The sequence below is a fragment of the Streptomyces sp. Root431 genome, from assembly GCF_001426585.1.
Lineage (GTDB): Bacteria > Actinomycetota > Actinomycetes > Streptomycetales > Streptomycetaceae > Streptomyces > Streptomyces stackebrandtii.
On sequence record NZ_LMEI01000007.1, the window covers coordinates 437,119 to 461,073 of the forward strand.

General features: G+C 69.7%; 22 protein-coding genes and 1 tRNA gene. 22 read left to right on the top strand and 1 reads right to left on the bottom strand.

The window, feature by feature from the left end:
• Window positions 1-186 precede the first annotated feature (186 nt).
• Window positions 187-1,791: an HNH endonuclease gene (locus ASC82_RS30355; protein WP_056644082.1), complete on the top strand. Its 1,605-nt coding sequence runs from the start codon at window positions 187-189 to the stop codon at window positions 1,789-1,791.
• 238 nt (window positions 1,792-2,029) lie between these two features.
• Window positions 2,030-2,644, top strand: a complete 615-nt coding sequence (locus ASC82_RS09250; RefSeq protein ID WP_056644084.1) for a hypothetical protein — start codon at window positions 2,030-2,032, stop codon at window positions 2,642-2,644.
• A gap of 289 nt (window positions 2,645-2,933) precedes the next feature.
• Here the strand turns inward: ASC82_RS09250 and ASC82_RS09255 are convergent.
• Window positions 2,934-3,005 (bottom strand) — tRNA-Arg (locus ASC82_RS09255).
• Window positions 3,006-3,165: 160 nt separating this feature from the next.
• Here ASC82_RS09255 and ASC82_RS09260 point away from each other — a divergent pair.
• The 20 genes from ASC82_RS09260 to ASC82_RS09355 all read left to right on the top strand — a co-directional run bounded on the left by ASC82_RS09260 (window position 3,166) and on the right by ASC82_RS09355 (window position 23,836).
• Entirely contained in the window at window positions 3,166-3,672 is a 507-nt protein-coding gene (locus ASC82_RS09260; protein WP_056644086.1) for a response regulator, read from the top strand.
• A gap of 199 nt (window positions 3,673-3,871) precedes the next feature.
• Entirely contained in the window at window positions 3,872-4,840 is a 969-nt protein-coding gene (gene nrtL, locus ASC82_RS09265; RefSeq protein WP_056644090.1) for an ArgS-related anticodon-binding protein NrtL, read from the top strand.
• Between the two features lie 18 nt (window positions 4,841-4,858).
• Entirely contained in the window at window positions 4,859-6,250 is a 1,392-nt protein-coding gene (gene lysA / locus ASC82_RS09270) for a diaminopimelate decarboxylase (protein ID WP_056644092.1), read from the top strand.
• A gap of 147 nt (window positions 6,251-6,397) precedes the next feature.
• Complete coding sequence (locus ASC82_RS09275; RefSeq protein ID WP_056644094.1) at window positions 6,398-7,690, top strand: homoserine dehydrogenase; 1,293 nt, start codon at window positions 6,398-6,400, stop codon at window positions 7,688-7,690.
• A 7-nt stretch (window positions 7,691-7,697) separates the two neighbouring features.
• Complete coding sequence (gene thrC, locus ASC82_RS09280; RefSeq protein WP_024761928.1) at window positions 7,698-8,768, top strand: threonine synthase; 1,071 nt, start codon at window positions 7,698-7,700, stop codon at window positions 8,766-8,768.
• 296 nt (window positions 8,769-9,064) lie between these two features.
• Window positions 9,065-9,982 carry a homoserine kinase gene (gene thrB / locus ASC82_RS09285; RefSeq protein WP_056644096.1) on the top strand — a complete coding sequence of 306 codons (918 nt, stop codon included), beginning with the start codon at window positions 9,065-9,067 and terminating at the stop codon, window positions 9,980-9,982.
• Between the two features lie 429 nt (window positions 9,983-10,411).
• Entirely contained in the window at window positions 10,412-12,478 is a 2,067-nt protein-coding gene (gene rho, locus ASC82_RS09290) for a transcription termination factor Rho (RefSeq protein WP_277914782.1), read from the top strand.
• Window positions 12,479-12,684: 206 nt separating this feature from the next.
• Complete coding sequence (locus ASC82_RS09295) at window positions 12,685-13,815, top strand: LCP family protein (RefSeq protein WP_056644101.1); 1,131 nt, start codon at window positions 12,685-12,687, stop codon at window positions 13,813-13,815.
• Between the two features lie 146 nt (window positions 13,816-13,961).
• Window positions 13,962-14,183 (top strand): 50S ribosomal protein L31, encoded by a 222-nt coding sequence (rpmE, locus tag ASC82_RS09300; protein WP_024761924.1) that lies wholly within the window; start codon window positions 13,962-13,964, stop codon window positions 14,181-14,183.
• Between the two features lie 97 nt (window positions 14,184-14,280).
• Complete coding sequence (prfA, locus tag ASC82_RS09305; protein WP_056644103.1) at window positions 14,281-15,357, top strand: peptide chain release factor 1; 1,077 nt, start codon at window positions 14,281-14,283, stop codon at window positions 15,355-15,357.
• Between the two features lie 37 nt (window positions 15,358-15,394).
• Window positions 15,395-16,240, top strand: a complete 846-nt coding sequence (gene prmC / locus ASC82_RS09310) for a peptide chain release factor N(5)-glutamine methyltransferase (protein WP_024761922.1) — start codon at window positions 15,395-15,397, stop codon at window positions 16,238-16,240.
• A 49-nt stretch (window positions 16,241-16,289) separates the two neighbouring features.
• Window positions 16,290-16,937: an L-threonylcarbamoyladenylate synthase gene (locus ASC82_RS09315; RefSeq protein ID WP_024761921.1), complete on the top strand. Its 648-nt coding sequence runs from the start codon at window positions 16,290-16,292 to the stop codon at window positions 16,935-16,937.
• Entirely contained in the window at window positions 16,934-17,581 is a 648-nt protein-coding gene (locus ASC82_RS09320; RefSeq protein WP_056644106.1) for a protein-tyrosine-phosphatase, read from the top strand. Before ASC82_RS09315 ends, ASC82_RS09320 begins: the two co-directional genes overlap by 4 nt.
• A gap of 104 nt (window positions 17,582-17,685) precedes the next feature.
• Window positions 17,686-18,933: a serine hydroxymethyltransferase gene (gene glyA, locus ASC82_RS09325; protein WP_056644108.1), complete on the top strand. Its 1,248-nt coding sequence runs from the start codon at window positions 17,686-17,688 to the stop codon at window positions 18,931-18,933.
• 107 nt (window positions 18,934-19,040) lie between these two features.
• Window positions 19,041-20,372 (top strand): MraY family glycosyltransferase, encoded by a 1,332-nt coding sequence (locus tag ASC82_RS09330; RefSeq protein WP_056644110.1) that lies wholly within the window; start codon window positions 19,041-19,043, stop codon window positions 20,370-20,372.
• Window positions 20,373-20,634: 262 nt separating this feature from the next.
• Window positions 20,635-21,048, top strand: coding sequence for a hypothetical protein (locus ASC82_RS09335; protein WP_024761917.1), 414 nt, complete (start codon window positions 20,635-20,637; stop codon window positions 21,046-21,048).
• 222 nt (window positions 21,049-21,270) lie between these two features.
• Window positions 21,271-22,080: a F0F1 ATP synthase subunit A gene (atpB, locus tag ASC82_RS09340; RefSeq protein WP_055641315.1), complete on the top strand. Its 810-nt coding sequence runs from the start codon at window positions 21,271-21,273 to the stop codon at window positions 22,078-22,080.
• Between the two features lie 91 nt (window positions 22,081-22,171).
• A complete protein-coding gene (atpE, locus tag ASC82_RS09345) occupies window positions 22,172-22,438 on the top strand; it encodes an ATP synthase F0 subunit C (protein WP_024761915.1) in 267 nt (88 codons plus the stop codon).
• A 40-nt stretch (window positions 22,439-22,478) separates the two neighbouring features.
• Entirely contained in the window at window positions 22,479-23,024 is a 546-nt protein-coding gene (locus ASC82_RS09350; RefSeq protein WP_024761914.1) for a F0F1 ATP synthase subunit B, read from the top strand.
• Window positions 23,021-23,836 carry a F0F1 ATP synthase subunit delta gene (locus ASC82_RS09355; protein ID WP_056644112.1) on the top strand — a complete coding sequence of 272 codons (816 nt, stop codon included), beginning with the start codon at window positions 23,021-23,023 and terminating at the stop codon, window positions 23,834-23,836. The genes ASC82_RS09350 and ASC82_RS09355 overlap by 4 nt, the downstream gene beginning before the upstream one ends.
• The last annotated feature ends 119 nt before the right edge of the window (window positions 23,837-23,955 follow it).

A 23,955-nucleotide genomic window follows, 5' to 3' on the forward strand; every position in this document is an offset into this window, starting at 1 on the left:
CGCACGGAGGACCCCGTCACGGCGCTCATGCCGCAGGCGGGGTCTGTGCGTTGCCACCCGGATGGGCGGTGCCTCCGCCGACCTGGCACCATCGGTGCCGGGGAGCGGCGTTATGGGGGAGGCCCGGTGGGAAGCCACTTGCGTGTCGGTGAAGTGTTTCGATCTGCTCGGAACAGGGACCCCGCGGTGACGCACATCGACGGGTACCCGAACATTCATCACGCGACAGCCTCCGAGGTTCTCCCTCAGATCCAGCTCAGCAAGGGCATCAACCCGACTGCCAGGATCGCGGCACCCGACGGGCGCCGCCGCCCGTGCATCCTGATCCGTTCCAGCCCGTGGAAGGCCGGCACGGCCGAAACTCCCTGGCGCGACGTGTTCGACCTGGCCAACGGTCGCATTCGCTACTTCGGAGACCACAGGGCCGATCACACCGTGCCGGTGGGAACCACCCAGGGCAATGCCGTACTGCTGGAGACGCTGGCAGAACACCAAGGGCGCACGGCAGAGCAACGCGCACTGGCCGCACCGCTGTTGGTGTTCGCCGCGGTCTCCCGGAACAAGACCCCCAAGGGGTACGTCGAGTTCTGTGGTGTGGCGGTCGTCGACTCCGCCGAGCAGATCGAGCAGCAGTCGGACGACGGCGCGTTTCCCAACTACCGTTACGACCTCTCCGTCTTGGACCTGAGCGAAGAGGGCGATCGGGTCGAATGGTCATGGATCGAAGCCCGGGGCAACCCTGACCTGTCGGCCGCAGAGGCGCTCGAGCTCGCTCCCCGTGCCTGGCGTCGATGGGTGGAGAGTGGACGGGCTGCCCTGCCCGACGTTCGACGCCGGTCGATCGGCCCGGTCGAGTCGTCCGCCGAGCTCACGGTCGGCAACCTCATGGAGAGGTTGAGGAACCTCAGGGTCCATACGAGAGCCGGGCGTCAGGCCAGGCACAAGCCACTGGCTCTGCTGTGGGGCATCTCCCGGGTGGCGACGGGCAAGCCGTACCGTGCGCCTTGGCGAGAGTTCCGCGACGAGGTGGGCGGACTGATGGCCGAGTTCGGCCTTCCCGACTCTTCCGTCACGCCCGAGTACCCGTTCTGGCACCTGCAGACGAGCCGACTGTGGGATGTCCACGGTCTCCCACACGATCGAGCTGCCGTGACCCACGCCGGCACGCTCGACAGGCTCAATCCCGAAGGGGGAATGTCCGAACAGGCCGGACGACTGCTGGGGGACCCCTATGTGCGGTCCCAGGCGGTGGCCGTCCTGAGGGAGACGTACCTGGCCGACGTCGACCAGCATGCCCTCATGGAGCGACTGGGGTTGGCCGGCCACGAAAGCGCGAGCGGCATCGAGGACGCTGCAGAGGGCGACGTGAGGGAAACGGGCCCCGCAGCCCGCCGCACGGTTGCTTCCTCCCGTGTCGTGCGCGATACCGCACTGACGGCCAGAGTGAAGCGCCTGCACGGCGACCGCTGCCAGATCTGCGACCTACAGCTGAAGACCCGCTTCGGTACGTACAGCGAGGCCGCGCACGTCCGCGGTCTGGGCCGACCGCACAACGGCCCCGACGAACAGCCCAACCTGATCGTCCTGTGCCCGAATCACCACGTTCAGTTCGACACGCTGGCGATCTACATCGACGAACAGGGCGCCGTTCGCTCGACCGCGGACGACAGCACCACCGGCCGCCTCCGCCTGCATCCCACCCACCACATTAGCGAAGCGCACCTTCGCTACCACCGAGCGCTCTGCGGCAAGGACACAACGGAGCACACACCTCCAGGCGCGCCTGCCTGAACGACGCCTCCCTTTCCTGGAGACCGGCGCACCGGCCTCCAGGAACAGCCGCACAAGCCCGCGCAAGCACAAGACCCCGCCCTCACCGTGTCCACGATGGACGGGAGCGCGGCTCCGTCGCACCGTGCGCCCCCCATCGTGCGACGGATGCACACTTGCGCTGCTGACCCTCACGCTGCACGGTTCCGTTGAATGCTGCTCGGCACCCAGGTGCCACAAGGGGGAAGGGCGGTAGGCCGTGGGGACCGTGACGAACTGGGCTGAGAAGACCTTCGGCGACGCCGCAAGGCAGTTGACCGACCTGATCCCTGCCGGCCTCGTTCGTGCCCACGAGCGAGCGCGTAGCGGCCACGAGGGAGTGCAGACGCAGACGTTAGAGGCCTACGGACACGGCCTGTACGCCGCTCAGTACGAAGAACTGGAAGTCGGCCTCGCCTCGCTTCCGGCCGCCGCCCCGATGCGCTTACAAGGACGAACCCTCGTGGTCCTGGGTGACTACGTGATCTATCCGTTGCGCTACGCGAAGAAGGACGTACCCGTCACGGCAGCACGACTACGACGGGCCACGGGCTTCCGTGCCGACCTGATACGCCGGCACGGCCCTGAACCCATGCAACAAGCCTTCGACCTGGGCCTCGACGAGTTGAACGAGCAAGAACCGCACCCTGACCTCGCCTTGTTGTCGGCGAACGTCAAGCTCGTCCTCGTCGCCTACGCCTGCTCCATGGCTCAGGGTGTCATGCGCATCGAATGGGGCTCCGCGGAACTGCGCCAAGAGGACCGATACCTCATCTGGCACCATCACGAACAACTTCATCCGCCGCCACGTCAAGAAGCACCTCGTCTTGCCTGACCGCCACCACTCAGCAGCGGCCCGTAGGCGGGGGCCTCTGACCCGAGCGTTCCCGAGTCACCCCAGTAGCCGACCCGTCAATGTTGGTCACTCCCGGTCACCCCTGAGCCTCCTCGCGCGGCCCACTAACGACCCGGAATCCCGGCCCAAGGTGGGACCCAGGGTTCCCCCGCCTGGCATCCCGCTCTGCCCTACGGCCGCTCACCCCGACGCACGCCTGCACATACAACAAGACCCCGTCCTCAGCGTTTCCGCTGTTGACGGGGTCTGTGTGGCACTTCCTGCGAAGTGCCCCCGGCAGGATTCGAACCTGCGCACACGGCTCCGGAGGCCGTTGCTCTATCCCCTGAGCTACGGGGGCGTCCGCCGCGTTCGGCGGCGACGGGTAGAACCCTACCAGCTCGTTGGGCGTGCCTGTGAACAGGTATTTCCGTGGTGTCACCAGGGGCTGGGTCCCTCGCACGGGTCGGAAGTGGGCAAAACCCGGACGCAGCCCCTCGGGGCGTCCTACTCTCATTCGTGTGTCAGGCGTGTCCGGTCGGGTGCTCGTTGTCGACGACAACAAGGTGATCCGGCAGTTGATCAGGGTCAATCTCGAACTCGAGGGGTTCGAGGTCGTGACCGCGGCCGATGGTGCCGAGTGTCTGGATGTCGTACATCAGGTCTGTCCTGATGTCGTCACCCTGGATGTCGTCATGCCCCGCTTGGACGGGATCAAGACGGCCGAGCGGCTGCGTGCCGATCCTCGGACCAGACATCTGCCGGTGGCGATCATCAGTGCCTGCGGCGAGCACGAGGTGGCCGGTGGGGTCGGGTCCGGTAGCGGGTCCGGTGTCGACGCCTTTCTTGCCAAGCCTTTCGAGCCCTCCGAGCTCGTCCGTGTCGTGCGTCAGTTGATGCACCACGAGCGTCGGGAGCGCCGGGAGGCCACCGGGCAGGACGGGGGAGAGGAGCCGCCCGCAGGGGAGGGGCGGCAGGACAGCCGGGAGGGATCCCGGCGCGCCGGGAGTGCGCCCGGCGCCCTCTGAGGAGTGACCCGAGGATTGATCCGAGGAGCGAGTCGACGAGTGGGTCGACGAGTGGGTCGAAGGCTGGGTCGACGAGTGGGTTGAAGGGTGGGTCGACGAGTAGTCGACTAGTGATCTGAGGAGTCAGTGGGCGAGGCCCGGTGCCCGCATGGCGAAACCGGTTCGCGTTCGCACCCCCCTCCTCCCCTAGGCTTGCCCCGTGACCCCCGCGGACCTCTCCCTCACCGTGCTGCACGCCGTGCGCCGTGCGGTCGACGACGGTGCGCTGCGGGTCGAGGTGCCCCCGCGGGTCAAGGTCGAGCGGGCCCGGCCCGGTGGTTCCGGGGAGTACGCCAGTAACGTCGCCCTGACTCTTGCGCGGTCCGCCGGGCGCAGTGCGCGTGACGTTGCCGCCATCATCGAGGAACGCCTCCGTGACGCACCCGGGATCCGCGGTGTCGAGATCACCGGGCCCGGCTTCCTGAACTTCACCCTCCGGAGTGACGCCGGGAGTGACCTCGTCCGTACGATCCTCGCCGCCGGCTCCTCGTACGGGCACGGCACCGCCCTCGCCGGCACCACCGTCCGCTTCGCCGAGGTGACAGAGTCGCGGGGCGTTGTGGTGGCCGAGACCCTTGTCCGGTTGCTGCGTTCCCAGGGGTGTGATGCCGGGGTCGGGGGGCGTGACGGCGAGCGGGTGTACGTGTTTCCCGGGGGCTATGAAGAGGAGCGGCTCGGGCGGGAGGCCGCTCGGTGGGCCCTGCTGCGGGCCGCCCCGCACGATCGGCCCCTCGACGGAGCGCCCCTCCTCGCGCAGCACGAGCGCAACTCTCTCTTCCGGGTGCGGTACGCGTACTCCCGTGTCCAGCGGCTGCTCGTCAATGGTGAGCAGCTTGGTGTCGGTCCCTCGTGCGAGACGCCCGTCGACGCACCCGAACTCCTCGGCGTTCTCGGCGACCACCCCGTCGTCCTCCTCGCCGCCGCCCGCCACCGCGCCCCCGATCGGGTCGCCCGGCACCTGGAAGCCATCGCCGACGCGCTGCTCGCGTTCCAGCACACCGTCCTGCCGCTCGGCGACGAGAAACCCTCGGCCGCCCATCGCTCCCGGCTGGCGCTCGCCGAAGCCGCCGGGACGGTGCTCGCCGGTGGCCTCTCCGTGCTCGGCATCAGCGCACCCGACCGGATCTGAAAGAGCAGAAGAGCAGACATGAGCCGTTCCGCCCACCCCGCAGGCCCCCGCCACGCAGACGTCCTCACCGAGGGGCACTACTCCGCGCCTCCCGCCGACCTCAACGTCCTCGACCCGAAGGTGTGGGCCCGGACGGTCGCGAGGGACGAGCGGGGGGTCGTCACCGTCGGCGGGATCGCCGTCGACGCGCTCGCCGAGGAGTTCGGCACCCCCGCCTACTTCCTCGACGAGACCGACTTCCGCGCCCGCTGCCGCGCCTGGGCCGAGGCCTTCGGTAAGGACGCCGACGTGTTCTACGCCGGGAAGGCGTTCCTCTCCCGGGCCATCGTCCGGTGGCTCAAGGAGGAGGGGCTCAACCTCGACGTGTGTTCCGGGGGAGAGCTGACGACCGCGCTGTCGGCCGGTATGCCGGCCGAGCGCATCGCCTTCCACGGCAACAACAAGAGCGAGGACGAGATCCGTACGGCCGTCGAGGCCGGCGTCGGGCGCATCGTCCTCGACTCCTTCCAGGAGATCGTCCGGGTCGCGCACATCGCGCAGTCGCTCGGCAAGCGGCAGCGGGTGCAGATCCGGGTCACCGTCGGCGTCGAGGCCCACACGCACGAGTTCATCGCCACCGCCCACGAGGACCAGAAGTTCGGCATCGCGCTCGCCGGCGGGCAGGCCGCGGAGGCCGTGCGCCGGGCGCTGAAGCTCGACGGGCTCGAGCTCATCGGCATCCACTCGCACATCGGGTCGCAGATCTTCGACATGGCCGGCTTCGAGGTGTCGGCGCGCCGTGTCGTGCAGCTGCTCGCCGAGGTGCGGGACGAGCACGGGGTCGAGCTGCCCGAGATCGACCTCGGCGGCGGCCTCGGCATCGCGTACACCTCCGAGGACGACCCGCGCGAGCCGCACGAGATCGCCAAGGCGCTCAGCGAGATCGTGACGCGGGAGTGCGAGTCCGCAGGGCTCGCCACGCCGCGGATCTCCGTCGAGCCCGGGCGCGCCATCGTCGGGCCCACCGCCTTCACGCTCTACCGGGTCGGCACCATCAAGCCCCTCGAAGGGCTGCGGACGTACGTGAGCGTCGACGGCGGCATGTCGGACAACATCCGCACCGCCCTGTACGACGCCGAGTACAGCGTCAGCCTCGTCTCGCGGACCAGCGAGGCCGAGCCGATGCTCACCCGCGTCGTCGGCAAGCACTGCGAGAGCGGTGACATCGTCGTACGGGACGCCTTCCTGCCCTCGGACCTGGCGCCCGGCGACCTCCTCGCCGTGCCCGCCACCGGCGCGTACTGCCGGTCCATGGCCAGCAACTACAACCACGCCCTCCGGCCGCCCGTCGTCGCCGTCCGGGACGGTGAGGCGCGGGTGATCGTCCGGCGCGAGACGGAGGAAGATCTCCTGCGCCTCGACGTCGGGTGATGAAATAGTCGAGTGATAGCCGAGTGATGAAATAGATGTCTCAGGATCCGGACAGGGGGCGGAATCCCCCGTCCGGTGAGTGAGACTGGTTCCACCGTAGAAATACGAACGTAGAGATACGAAGCAGAAGTACGAGAAAGAGGTCGGATGATGCGTACGCGTCCGCTGAAGGTGGCGCTGCTGGGCTGTGGAGTGGTCGGCTCAGAGGTGGCGCGCATCATGACGACGCACGCCGACGACCTCGCCGCGCGCATCGGCGCCCCGGTCGAGCTCGCCGGCGTGGCCGTCCGCCGCCCGGACAAGGTCCGCGGGGGCATCCCGGCCGAGCTGATCACCACCGACGCGACCGCCCTCGTCAAACGGGGCGACATCGACGTCGTCGTCGAGGTCATCGGCGGGATCGAGCCGGCCCGCACCCTCATCACCACCGCCTTCGAGCACGGCGCCTCCGTCGTCTCCGCGAACAAGGCGCTCCTCGCCCAGGACGGCGCGACGCTCTACGCCGCCGCCCAGCAGCACGGGCAGGACCTCTACTACGAGGCCGCCGTCGCCGGTGCCATCCCGCTGATCCGGCCGCTGCGCGAGTCCCTCGCCGGCGACAAGATCAACCGCGTCATGGGCATCGTCAACGGCACGACGAACTTCATCCTCGACAAGATGGACACGTCCGGCGCCGGCTACTCCGAGGCGCTCGACGAGGCCACCGCCCTCGGGTACGCCGAGGCCGACCCGACCGCCGACGTCGAGGGCTTCGACGCCGCCGCCAAGGCCGCCATCCTCGCCGGGATCGCCTTCCACACGCGCGTGCGCCTCGACGACGTCTACCGCGAGGGCATGACCGAGGTCACCGCCGCCGACTTCGCCTCGGCGAAGCAGATGGGCTGCACCATCAAGCTGCTCGCGATCTGCGAGCGGGCCGCCGACGGCGAGTCCGTCACCGCGCGCGTGCACCCCGCGATGATCCCGCTGAGCCACCCGCTGGCCTCCGTCCGCGAGGCGTACAACGCGGTCTTCGTCGAGGCCGACGCCGCCGGGCAGCTCATGTTCTACGGCCCCGGCGCCGGCGGCGCCCCGACGGCCTCGGCCGTCCTCGGCGACCTCGTCGCCGTGTGCCGCAACAAGCTCAACGAGGCCAACGGCCCCGGCGAGTCCGCGTACACCCAGCTGCCCGTGAGCCCCATGGGCGACGTGGTGACGCGGTACCACATCAGCCTCGACGTGGCCGACAAGCCGGGCGTCCTCGCCCAGGTCGCGACGGTCTTCGCCGAGCACGGCGTATCCATCGATACGGTGCGCCAGCAGGGCAAGGACGGCGAGGCCTCTCTCGTCGTCGTCACCCACCGCGCGCCCGACGCCGCCCTCTCCGGGACCGTCGAGGCGCTGCGCAAGCTCGACACCGTGCGCGGTGTCGCCAGCATCATGCGTGTTGAAGGGGAGTAAAGGACCCATGACCAGCAAGGGCACCCACCAGTGGCGCGGCATCATCGAGGAGTACCGGGACCGCCTTCCGGTCACGGACACGACGCCGGTCGTCACGCTCCGTGAGGGCGGCACGCCGCTCGTCCCCGCTCAGGTCCTCTCCGAGCGCACGGGCTGCGAGGTGCACCTCAAGGTCGAGGGCGCCAACCCCACCGGCTCCTTCAAGGACCGCGGCATGACCATGGCCATCACCAAGGCCAAGGAGGAGGGCGCGCAGGCCGTCATCTGCGCGTCCACCGGCAACACCTCCGCCTCGGCCGCGGCCTACGCGGTACGCGCCGGCATGGTGTCGGCCGTCCTCGTGCCGCAGGGCAAGATCGCCCTCGGCAAGATGGGCCAGGCGCTCATCCACGGCGCGAAGATCCTCCAGGTCGACGGCAACTTCGACGACTGCCTGACGCTGGCCCGCAGCCTCTCCGAGAACTACCCGGTGGCGCTGGTCAATTCGGTCAACCCGGTGCGCATCGAGGGCCAGAAGACCGCGGCGTTCGAGATCGTGGACATGCTGGGCGACGCCCCCGACATCCACGTGCTGCCCGTCGGCAACGCCGGCAACATCACGGCGTACTGGAAGGGCTACACCGAGTACGCCGCCGACGCGATGTCCACGCGCCGGCCGCGCATGTGGGGCTTCCAGGCCTCCGGTTCCGCGCCGCTCGTGCGCGGCGAGGTCGTCAAGGACCCGTCGACGATCGCCACCGCGATCCGCATCGGCAACCCGGCCTCGTGGGACTACGCGATCGCCGCGCGCGACGAGTCGGGCGGCTTCATCGACGAGGTGACGGACCGTGAGATCCTGCGCGCCTACCGCCTGTTGGCGGCCCAGGAGGGCGTGTTCGTCGAGCCCGCCTCGGCCGCCTCTGTCGCCGGTCTGCTGAAGGCCGCCGAGCAGGGCAAGGTCGACCCCGGCCAGACGATCGTCTGCACCGTCACGGGCAACGGCCTGAAGGACCCCGACTGGGCCGTCGCCGGCGCGCCGCAGCCGGTCACCGTTCCCGTCGATGCCGCGGCCGCCGCCGAGCGTCTGGGTCTGGCCTGATCCCACCGCTTCACCCCGCGCTTCGTGCGGGGTGAAGCACTGATCGAAACCCGATCAGGAACGTACATAGGCGCACAGGTTGGCTCGCGACACGCATCGTGCGCCTCCTGTGCGCCCTATGTCGCCACAGAACCTTCCTTCGATAGGCTGTACCGAACCCGCCCCGACGCATATGCGCGGTGTTGTTGCCGTTGTCGCCTCCGTGGCCGAAACGGCCCCCGGGTCCCCGAGTACCTCTCAAGCCAAGCCTGTTGTGTGAACCACCCGTTGTCGCAATCAAGGAGAGTCATCGAGCGATGGCCGGTCCAGCGTTCCGCGCCGCCGTCGTACGGGTGCGCGTCCCCGCCACCAGCGCCAATCTCGGCCCGGGCTTCGATGCCTTCGGCCTGTCGCTGGGCCTCTACGACGACGTCGTCGTCCGGGTAGCCGACTCGGGGCTGCACGTCGACATCGCCGGCGAGGGCGCGGAGACCCTCCCGCGCGACGAGAGCCACCTGCTCGTACGTTCCCTGCGCACGGCCTTCGACCTGCTCGGCGGGCAGCCGCGCGGCCTTGAGGTCGTCTGCGCCAACCGCATCCCGCACGGCCGCGGCCTCGGCTCCTCCTCCGCCGCCATCTGCGCCGGCATCGTCGCCGCCCGCGCCGTGACCATAGGCGGGGACGCGAAGCTCGACGAGGCGGCCCTGCTCGAACTCGCCACCGAGATCGAGGGGCACCCCGACAACGTCGCCGCCTGTCTGCTCGGCGGCTTCACGCTCGCCTGGACCGAGTCCGGCGCCGCGCGGGCGATCAGGATGGATCCCTCGGATTCCATCGTTCCGGTGGTTTTCGTCCCCGGAAAGCCCGTACTGACCGAGACCGCCCGCGGACTCCTGCCGCGCACCGTCCCGCACGTGGACGCCGCGGCCAACGCCGGGCGCGCCGCGCTCCTCGTCGAGGCCCTGACCCGACGCCCCGAGCTGCTGCTCTCGGCCACCGAGGACCGGCTGCACCAGGAGTACCGGGCCCCCGCGATGCCGGAGAGCATCGCGCTTGTGAACCGACTGCGCGCGGACGGCGTCCCCGCGGTCATCTCCGGCGCGGGCCCCACGGTCCTCGCGCTGGCCGAACACGGGACGGCCGACAAGGTCGCCCGACTGGCGGGCGAGGGCTGGGCCGCGAACCGGCTCGACCTCGACGCGTCCGGAGCGAGCGTGCTGCCGCTGGCGCCCTAGGGGCGCGGCGGCGGGGGCGCCGGGCAGCGCCCCCGCACTGCTCCGGACAAGAGATTGCCGGTGAGGGAGAGGGGGAATGTTTGTTGGAGCCGGTAGTGTTAACCTCAAGTCAGCACCCGGCGCCTTTGTGGCGCGGTGCTGAGTGTCCCCATCAGGGACCACCGATTCTTCCGGGAGCCTCCCCAACTGCCTGAGCAGCCTGCCTGAGCAGTTTCGAGCACGCTCCGGAACCGGCACGACACCCCTCGCTCTTCTGCAGTGAGGGCCGAGCAGGGGGCGCTCGGGCCGGACCCCAGCACGTTTCTCTCTCCGCCGTACCCGGCGGGACCACCGCCCCGGACACGGTCCACCCAACACGGGACCGCTGCCGGACAGCACAACCGGTCGCCGAGCCAGATGGCCGACGTCCGCTCCAGGGAAGGACCCTTCGTGAGCGACACCACCGATCTGATGGGCGTGACTGCCGACAACAGTGTCGACACCGCCGCGCCCGCCGCAGGTGCTGCCTCCGGCGGCACCGCACGGCGCCGCCGCTCCGGCACCGGCCTCGACGGCATGGTCCTGGCCGAGCTGCAGCAGGTCGCGTCCGGCCTCGGCATCAGGGGCACTGCGCGCATGCGCAAGAGCCAGCTGATCGAGGTCATCAAGGAGGCGCAGGCCGGAGGCGGTTCCGCCGCCCCCGCCAAGACCGCCGAGGCCGCTGAGACCAAGCCGAAGCGCCGCGCCACCTCCAAGACCCGTACGGGCGAGACCGCGGCCGAGGCCGCCGCGCCGCAGGCGGAGAAGGCCGAGAAGGCCGTCGCCCAGCAGCAGATCGACATCCCGGGTCAGCCCGCCTCCGAGGACCAGCCGGCCGGTGAGCGCCGTCGTCGTCGCGCCACCGCCCCCGCCGGTTCGCCGGAGGGCGAGGCCAAGGCCGAGGCCGCGCAGGTCGTCAAGACCGAGGCCCGTGCCGAGACCCGTACCGAGGTCAAGACCGACGCGCAGGCCGACGCCAAGGCCGAGGGTGCCGTCGACGGCGCCGAGGGTCGTGGCCGCCGTGACCGTGGCGAGCGCGGGGAGCGCGGCGAGCGCCGTGACCGCCGTGACCGTCAGCGCGACCGCGGCAAGGGCGACGAGCAGCAGGGCGGTGGCCAGGGCGGCCAGCGTCAGCGCCAGGGCGGCCAGGGTCAGGGCCAGCAGGGCCAGGGTCAGGGCCAGAGCCAGGGTCAGCAGGGTGGCCAGCAGGCCGGCCCGCAGGACGACTACGACGACGAGGCGGGCGGCCGTCGCGGCCGTCGCGGTCGCTACCGCGACCGTCGTGGCCGTCGTGGCCGTGACGACTTCCAGGCCGGCGAGCCGCAGGTCTCCGACGACGACGTCCTGATCCCCGTCGCGGGCATCCTGGACATCCTCGACAACTACGCGTTCATCCGGACCTCCGGCTACCTGCCCGGCCCGAACGACGTGTACGTCTCCCTCGCCCAGGTCCGCAAGAACGGCCTGCGCAAGGGTGACCACGTCACCGGTGCCGTGCGTCAGCCGAAGGACGGCGAGCGCCGCGAGAAGTTCAACGCGCTGGTCCGCCTGGACTCCGCGAACGGCATGGCCGCCGACTCCGGCCGCGGCCGCCCGGAGTTCAACAAGCTCACCCCGCTGTACCCGCAGGACCGCCTCCGTCTGGAGACGGACCCGGGCGTCCTGACCACCCGCATCATCGACCTCGTGTCGCCGATCGGTAAGGGCCAGCGCGGTCTGATCGTGGCCCCGCCGAAGACCGGCAAGACCATGATCATGCAGGCGATCGCCAACGCGATCACGCACAACAACCCCGAGTGCCACCTGATGGTCGTCCTGGTCGACGAGCGTCCGGAAGAGGTCACCGACATGCAGCGGTCGGTCAAGGGCGAGGTCATCTCCTCGACCTTCGACCGTCCGGCCGAGGACCACACGACCGTCGCCGAGCTGGCCATCGAGCGCGCCAAGCGTCTCGTGGAGCTGGGTCACGACGTCGTCGTCCTGCTCGACTCGATCACCCGCCTGGGCCGCGCGTACAACCTCGCGGCGCCGGCCTCCGGCCGCATCCTGTCCGGTGGTGTCGACTCGACCGCGCTCTACCCGCCGAAGCGCTTCTTCGGTGCCGCGCGCAACATCGAGGACGGCGGCTCGCTGACCATCCTCGCGACCGCGCTCGTCGACACCGGTTCGCGCATGGACGAGGTGATCTTCGAGGAGTTCAAGGGCACCGGCAACATGGAGCTCAAGCTCGACCGGAAGCTCGCCGACAAGCGCATCTTCCCGGCGGTGGACGTCGACGCGTCCGGCACCCGTAAGGAAGAGATCCTGCTCGGCGCCGACGAGCTCGCCGTCACCTGGAAGCTGCGTCGCGTGCTGCACGCGCTCGACCAGCAGCAGGCGATCGAGCTGCTCCTCGACAAGATGAAGCAGACGAAGTCGAACGGCGAGTTCCTGCTCCAGATCCAGAAGACGACGCCTGGCGGCAAGAACGACGACTGACGTGTGACCTGCGTCACGCGTCGGTCGCGCGACAGGAGCGGGGCCTCGGTCTCGTAACCTCGTCGTGACCTGCACAAACCACTGCGCCCACCGTGCCCCGCACGGTGGGCGCGGTGCGTTGTGCCCCGAAACCTCACAGGTCCGTATGCAACCCTTTTGGGTGCTTCGCCGTCACACATGGTGAACCGAGGGCCTGAGGGAAGACGATGACCGAGCAGAACAACACCGGCCGAATACGCCCCCGACGCCCCGGGGGCGTGGGGGGACCCCCAGGCGCGGGAAGCGGCCGCCGCCGCAAGCCGCCCGCCAAGGGCCGGCGCCGCCTGGCGATCCTCCTGTCGGGGGCCGCCGCGGTCCTCGTCCTGGGCGGGGCCGGTCTGGGGTACGTGTACGTCAAGCTCGACGGCAACATCAAGGGCGTCGACATCAACGCCCAGCTCGGCACCGAGCGCCCCGACGACGTCGACAACGGCTCGCTGGACATCCTCGTCCTCGGCTCCGACTCCCGCTCCGGCGCCAACGCCGCGTACGGCGAGGACGAGGGCGGCGCCCGCTCCGACACCGCGATGGTCGTCCACGTCTACGAGGGCCACAAGAAGGCCAGCGTGGTCTCCATCCCCCGCGACACCCTCATCGACCGGCCGCGGTGCACCGACGGGAAGGGCACCTCCGTCCCCGGCGAGCAGCGCGCGATGTTCAACACGGCGTACGAGGTCGGCGGCCCGGCCTGCGCCGTCAAGACCGTCGAGGCGATGTCCGGCATCCGCATGGACCACTACATCGAGGTCGACTTCACCGGCTTCAAGAAGCTCATCGACGAACTCGGCGGCGTGGAGATCACCACCACCCAGCCGATCCAGGACTCCAAGAGCCACCTCGACCTCGCCCCCGGCACCCACACCCTCGACGGCGAGCAGTCCCTCGGCCTCGTCCGCACCCGCAAGAGCGTCGGCGACGGCAGCGACCTCGGCCGCATCCAGCTCCAGCAGGCCTTCATGAAGGCCTTCATCGACCAGGTCAAGGACGTCGGCGTCTTCACCAACCCGGCCAAGCTCCTCGACCTCGCCGACGCCGCCACCAAGGCCATCACCCCGGACTCCGAGCTCGACTCCGTCCAGGAGCTCATGGGCTTCGCCAAGGGCCTCTCCGGCATCGCCCCCCAGAACGTCCACATGGTCACGCTGCCGGTCGAGTACGACCCCGTCGACCCCAACCGCGTCATCCCGCTGGAGGCCCAGTCCCGGCAGGTCTGGACGGCCCTCAAGACCGACAGGCCGATCCCCGCGTCGGCGACGAAGGACGCCGCCACCGGCAAGGCCGACGGCCTCGTGAAGTAGCCCCCCGGACAGCCGGGGAATACTTTCGGCCGGACCCCGGTTTGGGGAGATGCGGCCGGTCCTGGCAGACTGGTACGTCGGCCCCGGTTCACGTCTTCCGCAATCCGCGGAGGCGACCCGGTGCCCTCCCGAAACTAGGAGACACCTTGAAGCGCGAGATTCACCCCGAGTACGTCGAGACCCAGGTCAGCTGCACCTGTGGCGCGTCGTTCACCACCCGTAGCACCCTCTCCGAAGGCACCATCCGTGCCGAGGTCTGCTCCGAGTGCCACCCGTTCTACACGGGCAAGCAGAAGATCCTCGACACCGGCGGCCGCGTGGCTCGCTTCGAGGCCCGCTTCGGCAAGGCCGGCTCCGCCGCGAAGTAGCGAGCCCCTGCGCCGGTCCACGGTCGCCCCCGCGCGGGTGGCCGGGACCGGCGCTTTGCCGTCCCCGTAGCAACTGACGAAAACCCAGGAGCCCCCGATGTTCGAGGCGGTCGAGGAACTGGTCGGCGAACACGCCGATCTCGAGACCAAGCTCGCGGACCCTTCGGTCCACGCCGATCAGGCGAACGCGCGCAAGCTGAACAAGCGCTACGCCGAGCTGACCCCGATCGTCGCCACCTTCCGCTCCTGGAAGCAGACCGGTGACGACATCGAGACCGCCCGCGAGTTCGCGCACGACGACCCCGACTTCGCCGCAGAGGTCAAGCTGCTGGAGAAGCAGCGGGAGGAGCTCACCGAGAAGCTCCGCCTCCTGCTCGTCCCGCGCGACCCCAGCGACGACAAGGACGTCATCCTGGAGATCAAGGCGGGCGCGGGCGGCGACGAGTCCGCCCTCTTCGCCGGCGACCTGCTCCGCATGTACCTCCGGTACGCCGAGCGCGTCGGCTGGAAGACCGAGATCATCGACGCCACCGAGTCCGAGCTGGGCGGCTACAAGGACGTCCAGGTCGCCGTGAAGACCAAGGGCGGCAACGGCGCCACCGAGCCCGGCCAGGGCGTCTGGGCCCGCCTCAAGTACGAGGGCGGCGTCCACCGCGTGCAGCGCGTGCCCGCGACCGAGTCCGCCGGCCGCATCCACACCTCCGCCGCCGGCGTGCTCGTCACGCCCGAGGCCGAGGAGGTCGAGGTCGAGATCGTCGCCAACGACCTGCGCATCGACGTCTACCGCTCGTCGGGCCCCGGCGGCCAGTCGGTCAACACCACCGACTCCGCCGTCCGCATCACCCACCTGCCGACCGGCATCGTCGCCTCCTGCCAGAACGAGAAGAGCCAGCTCCAGAACAAGGAGCAGGCCATGCGCATCCTGCGGTCCCGACTGCTCGCCGCCGCGCAGGAGGAGGCCGAGTCCAAGGCCGCCGACGCCCGCCGCAGCCAGGTCCGCACCGTCGACCGCTCCGAGAAGATCCGGACGTACAACTTCCCGGAGAACCGCATCTCGGACCACCGCGTCGGCTTCAAGGCGTACAACTTGGACCAGGTGCTCGACGGCGACCTGGACGCGATGATCCAGGCGTGCGTCGACGCCGATTCGGCCGCCAAGCTCGCCGCGGCGTAAGTTCCGTAAGCCCCACCCCGCACCACGGAGGACCAGCGTGAACCTGCTGCTTGCCGAGGTGGCCCAGGCCACCCAGCGGCTGGCCGACGCCGGCGTTCCCTCACCGCGTTTCGACGCGGAGGAGCTCGCCGCGTTCGTGCACGGCGTCAAGCGGGGGGAGCTGCACAACGTCAAGGACGCGGACTTCGACGCCCGCTACTGGGAGACGATCGCCCGCCGCGAGGCCCGCGAACCGCTCCAGCACATCACCGGCCGGGCGTTCTTCCGCTACCTGGAGCTCCAGGTGGGGCCCGGCGTCTTCGTGCCCCGCCCCGAGACCGAGTCGGTCGTCGGCTGGGCCATAGACGCCGTACGCGCCATGGACGTCGTCGAACCGCTCATCGTCGACCTCTGCACCGGCTCGGGGGCCATCGCCCTCGCCATGGCGCAGGAGGTCCCGCGCTCGCGCGTGCACGCGGTGGAGCTCTCCGACGACGCCCTCGTGTGGACCCGGAAGAACGCCGAGGGCTCCCGCGTCACCGTCCACCAGGGCAACGCGCTGACCGCCCTCCCGGAGCTCGACGGCCAGGTCGACCTGGTCATCTCCAACCCGCCGTACATCCCGCTCACCGAGTGGGAGTACGTGGCACCCGAGGCCCGTGACCACGACCCGGAGATGGCCCTCTTCTCCGGCGAGGACGGCCTCGACACCATCCGCGGCATCGAGCGCACCGCCCACCGGCTGCTGCGTCCCGGCGGCCTCGTCGTCATCGAGCACGCGGACACCCAGGGCGGGCAGGTGCCGTGGATCTTCAACGAAGAGGCCGGCTGGGCCGACGCCGCCGACCACCCGGACCTGAACAACCGGCCGCGCTTCGCGACCGCCCGCAAGGCCATGCCATGACCGGCATGACCGCCATGACGAACCACGCGTACGAGGAGGCCGGGAACTGATGGCACGGCGATACGACTGCAACGAAGCCACCGATCGTGTGACCGGTCTGCGCGAGGCCGCGTCCGCCGTCCGCCGGGGCGAGCTGGTCGTGCTGCCCACCGACACCGTGTACGGGATCGGGGCGGACGCCTTCAGCAGCGAGGCCGTCGCGGACCTGCTGGCCGCCAAGGGCCGGGGCCGCAACATGCCCACGCCCGTGCTCATCGGCTCCCCGAACACCCTCCACGGCCTGGTCACGGACTTCTCCGAGCACGCCTGGGAGCTCGTCGACGCCTTCTGGCCCGGCGCCCTGACCCTCGTCGCCAAGCACCAGCCGTCCCTCCAGTGGGACCTGGGCGACACCCGCGGCACCGTCGCCATCCGCATGCCGTTGCACCCGGTCGCGATCGAGCTGCTCACCGAGGTCGGCCCGATGGCCGTCTCCTCGGCGAACCTGACGGGCCACCCGTCGCCGGAGGACTGTGACGCCGCCCAGCAGATGCTCGGCGACTCCGTCTCCGTCTACCTCGACGGCGGCCCCACGCCCGGCATCGTCCCCTCGTCCATCGTCGACGTCACGGGCAAGGTGCCGGTGCTGCTGCGCGAGGGCGCGCTGTCCCCGGAGGAGCTCCGGAAGGTCGTACCCGACCTCGAGGTGGCACATTGACCGCCCCTGAGGGGCGTGGCATAGCGGGGTTCGACGACAGCAACACCTTCCGCATCCTCCACGTCAGCACCGGCAACGTCTGCCGCTCGCCGATCACCGAGCGGCTGACCCGCCATGCCCTGTGCGACCGCCTCGGCGACCCTCTCGGCGGCGGCCTGATCGTGGAGAGCGCGGGCACCTGGGGCCACGAGGGCGCCCCCATGGAGGCCAACGCCGAACTGGTCCTCGCCGACTTCGGCGCGGACTACAGCGGCTTCGTGGGCCGCGAGCTCCTCGACGAGCACGTCATCCGCGCGGACCTGGTCCTCACGGCCACCCGCGACCACCGCGCCCAGGTCATCTCGATGGGCCACTCGGCGGGCCTGCGCACCTTCACCCTGAAGGAGTTCACCCGCCTGGTCCGCGCGATCGACCCCGCCACCCTCCCGGACGCCCACGACGAGGGCATGGTGGAACGCGCGCGTGCCCTGGTCCGCGCGGCAGCGGCTCTACGCGGGTGGCTCCTCGCCCCTTCGGTGGACGCGGACGAGGTCAACGACCCGTACGGCGCCCCGATCACCTTCTTCCGCTCGATCGGCGACGAGATCAACCAGGCGCTGGATCCTGTGGTGACGGCGCTGACGGGCGTTTCGGCGCGGGGCTGACGTCCCTCGGCCGTGTGACCCCGGCCAGGCCCGGCGGTCGGAGGGGCGCGTCGGGAGCAGGTCTAAAACGGGCGGGCTGAGGGGGGCGTGCCTACATTGGTGGCATGCCGGTCACCGCGCCCCCCGATGAGGATCTCGACGTCCTGCGCCGGCAGGACCCGGAGATCGCCGACGTGCTGCTCGGCGAGGTGCGGCGGCAGAGCGACAGTCTGCAGTTGATCGCGGCCGAGAACTTCACCTCGCCCGCCGTCCTCGCCGCCCTCGGGTCGCCGCTCGCCAACAAGTACGCCGAGGGGTATCCCGGCGCCCGGCACCACGGCGGCTGCGAGTACGCCGACGCCGCCGAGCGGATCGCCGTGGAGAGGGCCACCGCGCTCTTCGGAGCCGACCACGCGAACGTGCAGGCGCACTCGGGCTCCTCGGCCGTCCTGGCGGCCTACGCGGCCCTCCTGAGGCCCGGGGACACCGTCCTGGCCATGGGCCTGGAGCACGGCGGGCACCTCACGCACGGGTCGCCCGCGAACTTCTCCGGCCGGTGGTTCGACTTCGTCCCGTACGGGGTCGACGCCGATACCGGCCTCGTCGACTACGAGCAGGTCGCCGCGCTCGCCCGGCACCACCGCCCCAAGGCGATCGTCTGCGGCTCCATCTCGTACCCCCGCCACCTCGACTACCGGATCTTCCGGGAGATCGCCGACGAGGTCGGGGCGTATCTGATCGCCGACGCGGCCCATCCCATCGGGCTCGTCGCCGGGGGAGCGGCCCCCAGCCCCGTTCCGTACGCCGACGTCGTCTGCGCGACCACCCACAAGGTCCTGCGCGGACCGCGCGGCGGGATGATCCTGTGCGGCGCCGAGCTCGCGGGCCGGATCGACCGGGCGGTGTTCCCGTTCACCCAGGGCGGCGCCCAGATGCACACGATCGCGGCCAAGGCGGTGGCGTTCGGCGAGGCGTCCACTCCGGCGTTCGCCACGTACGCCCATCAGGTGGTGGAACACGCGAAGGTGCTCGCCGCCGCGCTCGCCGCCGAGGGCTTCGCGCTCACCACCGGCGGGACCGACACCCACGTCATCACCGCCGACCCCGCACCCCTCGGCATCGACGGCCGCACCGCCCGCGCCCGGCTGGCCGCCGCCGGCATGGTGCTCGACACCTGCGCCCTCCCGTACGGGGAGGGGCGCGGCATCCGGCTCGGCACGGCAGCCGTCACCACGCAGGGCATGGGCGCCCCGGAGATGGCGAGAATTGCCGCACTGTTCACCGCGGCGCTGCGTGATGAACCCGCTGAGACCGCCCGCGTCAGGGCGGAAGTACGTGCTCTGACCGGCCGATTTCCCCCGTATGGACGCTGAGGAGGACCCGAGCGCAACCGTTCGGGTGGCCCGCGTGTCTCCAAGCACATGGACGGCACGGCTAGGGTGTGGGGCTGAGATGGCCAGCGATTCCTGTGGGGCAGCCCGTGCGTGATTACCTGCTGACGCTCTGTGTCACGGCCGCGGTGACCTATCTGCTCACCGGTCCGGTGCGGAAGTTCGCCATCGCGACCGGGGCGATGCCGGAGATCCGCGCCCGCGACGTACACCGAGAACCGACTCCGCGGCTCGGTGGCATCGCCATGTTCTTCGGGCTGTGCACGGGCTTGCTCGTCGCGGACAACCTGCAGAACCTGAACGGTGTCTTCGAGCAGTCCAACGAACCGCGCGCGCTGCTCTCCGGCGCCGCGCTGATCTGGCTGATCGGCGTCCTCGACGACAAGTTCGAGCTGGACGCGCTCATCAAGCTGGGCGCGCAGATGATCTCGGCGGGCGTGATGGTCGCGCAGGGTCTGACGATCCTGTGGCTGCCGATCCCCGGCGTCGGCGTGGTCTCGCTGACCTCGGGGCAGGGCACGCTCCTGACGGTCGCCCTGGTCGTGGTCACCATCAACGCGGTCAACTTCGTCGACGGTCTCGACGGCCTCGCCGCCGGCATGGTCTGCATCGCCGCCGCGGCCTTCTTCCTGTACGCGTACCGGCTCTGGTACGGCTACACGATCGAGGCCGCCGCCCCCGCGACGCTCTTCACCGCCATCCTCATGGGCATGTGCCTGGGCTTCCTGCCGCACAACATGCACCCGGCGCGGATCTTCATGGGCGACTCGGGCTCGATGCTGATCGGCCTGATCCTGGCCGCCTCGGCGATCTCGATCACCGGCCAGGTCGACCCGGACGCGCTGAAGATCTTCGAGGGCTCGACCCGGCAGGCCACCCACGCCGCCCTGCCCGTCTTCATCCCGCTGGTGCTGCCGCTGACGATCATCGCGATCCCGATGGCGGACCTGATCCTCGCGATCGTGCGCCGTACGTGGAAGGGCCAGTCGCCGTTCGCGGCCGACCGCGGGCACCTGCACCACCGGCTCCTGGAGATCGGGCACTCCCACAGCCGCGCGGTGCTGATCATGTACTTCTGGTCGGCGCTGATCGCCTTCGGGACGCTGGCGTACTCGGTCCACTCGGCCTCGATGTGGATCGTCCTCGGCATCACCGTGCTCAGCGCGATCGGTCTGGTGCTGCTCCTGCTGCCGCGGTTCACGCCGCGTGCCCCGCGCTGGGCGCAGTCCGTCGTCCCGCCGCGCTACCGGCGCCGCAAGCCGGCCCCCGTGCCGGAGGCCGTCGCGATCGGTGACGACGACGAGGACCCGACGGCGTCGGAGGAAGAGCGGGTTCCGGTGCCCGCGGGGCTCCACGGGGCCACCGCCATCGGCAACCGAGGGCGCTTCACCGATCGGCGGAAGGCCGGAACGCCGAGTTGACGAAAGCCGCTTCGGCGGCCAATACCAGACAACTCGCCCTCGTGTCGTGCACACACGCGCGGAGTAACCCTCATGTGTGACAGTTGGCACACCTTACGGGTAAAGAACTACTCAAATAGTTTGTGATACCGTTCACGAGACCCGGCGACAGTGCCGAAAGACCGTAGTGCGACGGTCCGTTGGCCCCGAGACCCACCTCGGACCGGGCTTACGCTCGTCCATGACGACACCATCGCCCCCTCCAGCAAGCGGAGACACCGCCATGCCGTCCAACGACGCACGCATCCTTCTGCACACCATCGTTCCCACCGCTGTCGTCGGCGCTGTCGCCACGGTCATCAGCGGCGTGCTCGCGGGTGGCAAGGGCGCGATCGGCGCCGTCGTCGGCACTCTGGTCGTGATCCTCTTCATGGGCATCGGGCAGTTGGTTCTGCAGCGGACGGCGAAGTCGCTTCCGCACCTCTTCCAGGCCATGGGGCTGATGCTCTACACGGCCCAGTTGCTGGTGCTCTTCATCTTCCTTGCCTTGCTCAAGAACACCACGCTGTTCGACTTCAAGGCCTTCGCCTTCACGCTGCTCGCGACGACCGTGGTGTGGGTCGCCGCACAGGCCCGTGCCTACATGAAGGCCAAGATCACGTACATCGACCCCGGAAACACGGGGTCGAAGTCGTGAAGGGTAGGGCCGGGATAAAGCCACGTTCGGCTTCCTGCTATCGTCCGGTGCCAACTGCGGCACTGCGGGCGCGGGCATCCGAGACGCCTGTCCCAGCGCGAGGCTCGATGCCGAACCGCCGCCCCCTTATCCGTAAGACCAGTCCAGTGCCGACCCGCGGCTGCGTGCCGCGCCGACACAACGAGGTTGCCGTACCTATGCGCCACGCTGAAGGAGCCCGCGGTGAGTGCTGACCAGACGCTTGCCTTCGACCCGGATTGCCACATCTTCAGTGGATGCGGCTTCCCGGCTCCGGGCCTGCACACGTTCATGTACGAGCCCATCGCCACGGTGGCCGGCATCGAGATCACGAAGCCGATGCTGCTCGCCGTGCTCGGGTCGATCGTGGTCGTCGGGTTCTTCTGGGCCGCCTTCAACAAGCCCAAGCTGATCCCCGGCAAGATGCAGATGGTCGGCGAGGCCGGTTACGACTTCGTGCGCCGCGGCATCGTCTACGAGATCATCGGCAAGAAGGACGGCGAGAAGTACGTCCCCTTCATGGTGTCGTTGTTCTTCTTCGTCTGGATCATGAACCTCTGGTCGATCATTCCGCTCGCCCAGTTCCCGGTCACCTCGCTGATCGCCTTCCCGGCCGGTCTCGCGCTGATCGTGTACGTCATGTGGATCTCGCTCACTTTCAAGAAGCACGGCTTCGTGGGCGGCTGGAAGAACATCGTCGGCTACGACAAGTCCCTCGGTGCCATCCTCCCGATGGTCGTCGTCCTCGAGTTCTTCTCGAACCTCCTGATCCGGCCCTTCACGCACGCGGTGCGACTGTTCGCGAACATGTTCGCCGGGCACCTGCTGATCGTGATGTTCTCGCTGGCCACCTGGTACCTCATGAACGGCCTGGGCTTCGTCTACGCCGGCGCCTCGTTCGTGATGGTCCTCGTGATGACCGCCTTCGAGCTCTTCATCCAGGCCGTCCAGGCGTACGTCTTCGTGCTCCTGGCCTGCAGCTACATCCAGGGCGCGCTCTCCGAGCACCACTGAGCCGTCCCGGCCCCGTAGCTCCACCCCCGAAACCATCAGTCGTCCGGTGGCCAACCCCCACCGGGTCATTGAAAGAGAAGGAAGTAACGGCATGTCCGCTGCTCTCGACATGATCAACCTTGCCGCCGAAGGTGGCAGCGCCAAGACCAACGTCGTCGGCAACGTCGCCTCGATCGGTTACGGCCTCGCCGCGATCGGCCCCGGCGTCGGCGTCGGCATCATCTTCGGTAACGGTACGCAGGCTCTCGCCCGCCAGCCCGAGGCTGCCGGCCTGATCCGCACCAACCAGATCATGGGCTTCGCCTTCTGTGAGGCGCTCGCCCTCATCGGCATCGTCATGGGCTTCGTCTACCAGTAAGCCGGACCGACTGCCCGATTCTTTTACGGAAGGCACTGATGTGAACGCGCTTCTTCTTGCGCAGGCGGAGGAGCCCCAGCCTCCTCTGATCCCGCATCTTGACGAGCTCGTCATCGGCCTGATCGCCTTCGTCATCGTCTTCGGCTTCCTCGCCAAGAAGCTCCTCCCGAACATCAACAAGGTTCTGGACGAGCGTCGCGAGGCCATCGAGGGCGGCATCGAGAAGGCCGAGTCGGCCCAGATCGAGGCCCAGAGCGTGCTGGAGCAGTACAAGGCTCAGCTCGCCGAGGCCCGCCACGAGGCCGCGCGTCTTCGCCAGGAGGCGACGGAGCAGGGCACCGCGATCATCCAGGAGATGAAGGCGGAAGGCCAGCGCCAGCGCGAGGAGATCATCGCGGCCGGCCACTCGCAGATCGAGGCCGACCGCAAGGCCGCGTCCGCGTCGCTGCGTCAGGACGTGGGCAAGCTCGCCACCGACCTGGCCGGCAAGCTGGTCGGCGAGTCCCTCGAGGACACCGCCCGCCAGAGCCGGACGATCGACCGCTTCCTCGATGAGCTCGAGGAGAAGGCAGAGGCCGTCCGATGAACGGAGCGAGCCGCGAGGCACTGTCCGCCGCCCGCGAGTCCCTCGACGCGCTGACCGACAACACGCCGGTCGACGCGACGAAGCTCTCGGACGAGCTGGCCGCCGTCACCGCGCTCCTCGACCGCGAGGTGTCGCTGCGCCGGGTCCTGACCGACCCCGCTCAGTCGGGTGAGGCCAAGGCCGAGCTCGCGCAGCGACTCCTGAGCGGACAGGTGGGCGGCGAGACCGTCGACCTGGTCTCGGGCATGGTGCGCAACCGCTGGTCGCGTTCGCGTGACCTGGTCGACGCGGCCGAGGAGCTGGCGAACATCGCCGACCTCACCGCGGCGCAGAAGGCGGGCGCGCTCGATGGCGTCGAGGACGAGCTGTTCCGGTTCGGCCGGATCGTGTCCTCCAGCCCCGAGCTCCGCTCGGCGCTGACGGACAAGGCCGCCACGGCCACCGCCAAGGGCGAGCTGCTCCGCAGCCTGCTCGGCGGCAAGGCCCACGCGACCACCGAGCGCCTGGTCGTCCGTCTGGTGACCCAGCCCCGGGGACGTAGCCTGGAAGCGGGACTCGAGTCCCTTTCCAAGCTCGCCGCGGCGCGCCGGAACCGGATGGTCGCCGTCGTCACCTCGGCGGTGCCGCTGTCCGACCAGCAGAAGCAGCGGCTCGGTGCCGTCCTGGCCAAGCTGTACGGCCGGGAGATGCACCTGAACCTGGACGTGGACCCGGCGGTCCTCGGCGGGATCACGGTGCAGGTCGGCGACGAGGTCATCAACGGGACCATCGCGGAGCGCCTCGGCGAGGCGACCCGACGACTGGCCGGCTGACGGCTGCGGCCACCAAAGCAACAAGCATCACAGCATCACCAGCGGCCCGGTTGGGCCGTGCAGAGATTGCAGAAGATTCCTGGGGGTCGGCCCCCAGACCCCTTAAGAAACTTCGGGCC

Bases quoted from the DNA above. Each gene is read 5' to 3' on its own strand.
- lysA (WP_056644092.1), top strand. From the start codon at position 4,859: ATGAGCCGTTCCGCCCACCCCGCAGGCCCCCGCCACGCAGACGTCCTC.
- ASC82_RS09275 (WP_056644094.1), top strand. From the start codon at position 6,398: ATGATGCGTACGCGTCCGCTGAAGGTGGCGCTGCTGGGCTGTGGAGTG.
- thrC (WP_024761928.1), top strand. From the start codon at position 7,698: ATGACCAGCAAGGGCACCCACCAGTGGCGCGGCATCATCGAGGAGTAC.
- thrB (WP_056644096.1), top strand. From the start codon at position 9,065: ATGGCCGGTCCAGCGTTCCGCGCCGCCGTCGTACGGGTGCGCGTCCCC.
- ASC82_RS09295 (WP_056644101.1), top strand. From the start codon at position 12,685: ATGACCGAGCAGAACAACACCGGCCGAATACGCCCCCGACGCCCCGGG.
- prfA (WP_056644103.1), top strand. From the start codon at position 14,281: ATGTTCGAGGCGGTCGAGGAACTGGTCGGCGAACACGCCGATCTCGAG.
- ASC82_RS09315 (WP_024761921.1), top strand. From the start codon at position 16,290: ATGGCACGGCGATACGACTGCAACGAAGCCACCGATCGTGTGACCGGT.
- glyA (WP_056644108.1), top strand. From the start codon at position 17,686: ATGCCGGTCACCGCGCCCCCCGATGAGGATCTCGACGTCCTGCGCCGG.
- ASC82_RS09335 (WP_024761917.1), top strand. From the start codon at position 20,635: ATGCCGTCCAACGACGCACGCATCCTTCTGCACACCATCGTTCCCACC.
- atpE (WP_024761915.1), top strand. From the start codon at position 22,172: ATGTCCGCTGCTCTCGACATGATCAACCTTGCCGCCGAAGGTGGCAGC.
- ASC82_RS09355 (WP_056644112.1), top strand. From the start codon at position 23,021: ATGAACGGAGCGAGCCGCGAGGCACTGTCCGCCGCCCGCGAGTCCCTC.